This is a genomic window from Escherichia sp. TW14182, assembly GCF_000208525.1.
Taxonomy (GTDB): Bacteria; Pseudomonadota; Gammaproteobacteria; order Enterobacterales; family Enterobacteriaceae; genus Escherichia; species Escherichia ruysiae.
Window position 1 is genome coordinate 1 of record NZ_AEJZ01000511.1, and the last position, 4,124, is coordinate 4,124.

The following is a 4,124-nucleotide window of genomic DNA, read 5'->3' on the forward strand; positions in this document are numbered from 1 at the left end:
GTACCGCCTTCCATGCCGCTGACGCGGCATATCCTGACGAGGTGATAAATGGCACAGATTAATATGAGTTTAAGAATCGACGCTGAACTGAAGGATGCTTTTATGGCCGCTGCAAAAAGCATGGATCGTAATGGCTCCCAGTTAATCAGGGATTTTATGCGCCAGACCGTTGAACGGCAGCATAATACCTGGTTCCGTGACCAGGTCTGGGCAGACAGCCTCGGTATTTTATACTGAGCTTGATGAACATGGTGGATGGAAACGCAAATTGCTGAGCGAACTGGCGTATGTCGGTGTTCTTTTTGATAAAGAAAAGGCGTTTATCGCCTGATTCTGTTCATTTTATAAAAAAAAGGCCCGCTATGAGCCTATGAGACAGCGTATGGAGAAGTATACAATCCGCCTTAGCTTAGTTGGTTTTCTCGGTTGCTCTTTCCTGAGCAGATATAGTGATTATCGGGGAATGCCAGGAGAGTCGAGTTCGATAGCTTTCCTTACCTTACTGGTCAGTTCAGTCCACTGCCCTTTAGCTTCAATTTTAGCTAATCTCTTCAGAATATATTCTTCTCCGCCAAAGAATTCACCCAGGCTTTCCTGGTAATGGCCAATACCGTCATAATGCAGCCGCAGCAGGATCTTGAGAAAAACATCATCCTTGTCGGTTGTTACTGAGGTTAGCCACGCCGCAACAGATTTGGTGGTGCTGATTTCCTGCCAGGCATACACCAAATCATTCAGTTCCCCATTCGCTAGAATCACTTCTTGGTTATCTGGATTTTCCAGCCATTTTTTAGCCTGTTGACACAAATCTCTTAAATCATCATCACCGAGTATCCTTTTATCCTGTGGTATGGGGCGCGTACCGACCAGACCATTTTGCCAGAGAAGATGACGAAGATATGTTATGGCCCAGCTGAACGCCTGCTGATCTTGCAGGGCATGACTCAAACAGTCGATACCCTCTTTGGCGCTGGCCTTAGGGATAAGTCGAAAAAGCCTGTCCGCCAGATCTGTCAACCCTACCAACTCCAGTCTCATGCGCCCACCGCGCTGTCGATAATACCTGGAGATCTTTGTGCCATTAATGAATATAAAGCGTAGTAATCCCAAGCATTGTGCGGGAGTTGCCTGGGAGAGCATTTCCATGGTGAGCCTGCTAATAATGTGTTCAAACCATGTCCGTGAGGATAAACCTGCTTCTTCCAGCTCACCCAAGAGAAGTTCGCTTAGCTCACGCTGACGGTCAGGATCGCCTGCCAACATGAGCAACCGGTTGAAAAAGTCTGGCGAACGGACATCCCCCGGTGCAGTAAAAGCAAAATAAAAGCGCCAGTAAAAAACACTACGAAGTCTTCTGTTTGTGTCATGTTCCGTTTGGTGCTGTTCTGGATATAGTTTGAAGAGAACAATATTGCCCTCTTTCTTTTCCTCGATTCCGGGCAACCATCTAGCAAGTTCGGTCACGGACAACGTTGACACAGGAGGTAATTCGGAGAGTAATTTTTGTAGTTCTGACGTCAGAGCGTCTTTCTTCCGAGCCAAAGCCGATCCGATTTTGGAGGCGAAAACAGCGTATTCAGTTAAGTAGCGTTCTACCCAGAGATACAGATCGGGTAACGTAACCCGGAGTAGTTGCAGCAGACAGAGGTCCGGGAACCAGACGTGTTCCCGGATGCTTCCGTAGCGAAATGTCAGGCTATTCAGTACCAACCTGACTTCCCGGGGGGTAGTCAGGGCAGCCCCGAAGTGTTCAGTAACGGATTTTAGATCCCGATACAGAGCGAAATCAGGTGGTGTGCCATTAACGTAGGTATAGAGTTTCACGGCGCCGGCCAGGAACTCCCGCCGGAGATCGAAAGACTCCGGTAGTGGAATACTGAATGAAAGCGGGATAATTTTCTGGAGGTAGGCTCTGCCGTCGGTTACTCCCAGCCCGTGCTCAATGGCATGGCCGAGTACTATGGGATCGTAGCACATGACATAGTGAAATCCGGAAAAGTCCGCCACGGAGCGAATCAGGCGCAGCACTTCGACGGCCTGGGCTGGTTCCAGTCTGTCAAGATCGTCGAGCACCACAATAAAATTGACTTTCAGATGGGTCATTTTATTTTCTATCTCATCTCTCAATTCGGCGGTGGTTTTCCGCCGGGCAGACAGATTCGTGGAAGAAACCGTTTTCAGACCACTGGCGACAAAACCTGCACCGGGAATCCAGTTACCAGCGAACTCTGCCAGTGGTGCTATCTGGCCGGACACCTGTTGTGCGTAACGAAGCATGTCGTTGGCGAGAGGGGACGTTTTTTTCCGCAGCTGGCGGTACTTTCTGTGCAACCAGCACAATTCCTTTGCGTCCTCCTCATCAAGGATTGCAGCCACCGGTGTGAGCAGACTGTCGACGGTACATTTCCCGGAGGAACTGAGCCAGGGGGAAATTTTCAGGACGTGAGTTTTTGGTGGGATAAGCGGAACCATTTTTTCCAGCAACAGATTTAGCAGGCTGGTTTTACCTGCTCCCCATTTCCCTTCGATACCGATCACCGTACTGATATTTCTGTCCATACTGACGATGCTGTGTGCAAGTTTTTCCGCTAGGATACCGAAACCGTAACGATCTTCTTCCATCTTTGTGATAGGACTATCGTTGCCATCCATATGCTGTTCTCTGACATCACTCATATCACAAATCCCCGTACAGACAGCGCAGGCCGGTCAGGGCTTTCGCCAGGGGGCCTTCCTGGCATTTCACCGTGAGCTCACTTACCAGTTCCTCAAAGGCCTCTGCCGGCATAAAAATCCGCAGGCCGTCTATTCCGAAGAATCCCTCTGCCGTTACGTGTCCGGGTGGAGAGAGCATTACATGCTCGCCCTGATGGCCGTGTGCCAGAGCTTCAGGATGACGGGCATAAAGCGTGAACAGGCCCAGCAGTTCAGAGAATACTTCCCAGCCGTACGGCACCACAAAATCCTGGCCGGTGATGAGCAGGTGCAGACGGGGTGTATTGTACCAGGCACCCGGACGCTCGCCGGGATGCTGGCCGTCAATGCGGATATCGAGGCGAAGCGTGCCGGCTTCGACGGTTTCCGTCACGACCGGGATCACCGGGCGCAGATCCTGTGCGAGGGCTGTGGCTTTGTTTGTAGTCCAGTCCAGCCCGCGCAGGACTAGGGGAAATATGGTATTCAGCCGCGGCAGGGTAAAAATTTCCGCCAGGACCGCGTCTGGAACCTCCGTAAGTTCAAAGCAGCCGCTCGCCAGCGGGCGCAGCAGGTGCTCGGCATACATCTGATCCACAACAGGACGCAGATCTGCCAGGAACCGGTCAAACTCTTCCGTCCAGTTTTTTCCTGCCAGGCGGAAGATCCCCTTCAGGTAGTGGCCATCCACCGGACGCTCATGCTCTATCTGCCAAGCCAGCAGGTCACGGGTGATATCGAGCAGCGTGCCCAGAGCCGGCAGGGTGGCCAGCCTGTTATGCCCGCGCAGGAAGGCTTCCCGGGTATGAGCCAGCATAAAACGCAACTCGTCGCGGGAGAACGCTGATGTGCCGAAGGTCTGGCCAAGAATGATGTGCCGGTACAACTGCCGGACTGTGGCCTCCGGATCGGCAATAAGCTGAAAATACCCGTCGCCGGGCGCGACCGTTTTCAGGCCATCATCAAGGAAGCGTTCGGCTAGGGGGGGGACCGAAGTATTTTCGCGACCGGCACGCACTTTCAGCGCCTCGATCAGTTTTTTGTGAAAACGCAAGTTAAGCTGGCTGAGCATCATCGTTCCTTTCATGTTTGCTTTGTTTATTATGCTAACCTAGCACTAATATCATGTGCTATTTCAGGCATGATTTCGGTGCTCACCGATAAGATAGAGGCAATTGGCTCGACTAAAGAGCAGGCCTTGGAAACTCTGGGCCTGTCGTCCGGGGGCGATACCAAGGATATTTTTCTGCGGCAGGTCGTCCAGCAGATGTCACATATTGATCACCTGCTGAAAAAGGACTGGTACCTTCTGGACACCAGGCCAGAACGTCCGTTTTACGTATCAGATAATCCTGTCGTGCTTAAGAACAGTAATGACTTCGGTCCGTACGGTAATCTTGATCGATAGGAATTAAAACCCCAAAAAGATT

2 protein-coding genes and 2 pseudogenes are annotated in these 4,124 nt (G+C 51.3%); 2 read left to right on the forward strand and 2 right to left on the reverse strand.

The genetic code is table 11. From position 1 onward, the window contains the following. Positions 1 to 48 precede the first annotated feature (48 nt). Positions 49 to 213, forward strand: a pseudogene (gene yacA / locus EQY_RS0123765) (type II toxin-antitoxin system antitoxin YacA); the annotation flags it as partial. Positions 214 to 453: 240 nt separating this feature from the next. On the opposite strand, the gene EQY_RS0123770 reads toward yacA, so the two are convergent. Next, positions 454 to 2,676, reverse strand: a complete 2,223-nt coding sequence (locus tag EQY_RS0123770; protein WP_001286313.1) for a KAP family P-loop NTPase fold protein — start codon at positions 2,674 to 2,676, stop codon at positions 454 to 456. A 1-nt stretch (position 2,677) separates the two neighbouring features. Then, a complete protein-coding gene (gene pifC, locus EQY_RS0123775) occupies positions 2,678 to 3,766 on the reverse strand; it encodes a transcriptional repressor PifC (RefSeq protein WP_000952220.1) in 1,089 nt (362 codons plus the stop codon). 60 nt (positions 3,767 to 3,826) lie between these two features. Here pifC and EQY_RS0123780 point away from each other — a divergent pair. Next, positions 3,827 to 4,093 (forward strand): annotated as a pseudogene (locus tag EQY_RS0123780) (DUF4238 domain-containing protein); the annotation flags it as partial. Positions 4,094 to 4,124 lie beyond the last annotated feature (31 nt).

Excerpts from the sequence above, each read along its gene's own strand:
- pifC (WP_000952220.1), bottom strand. The coding sequence starts at position 3,766 with ATGCTCAGCCAGCTTAACTTGCGTTTTCACAAAAAACTGATCGAGGCG.
- EQY_RS0123770 (WP_001286313.1), bottom strand. The coding sequence starts at position 2,676 with ATGAGTGATGTCAGAGAACAGCATATGGATGGCAACGATAGTCCTATC.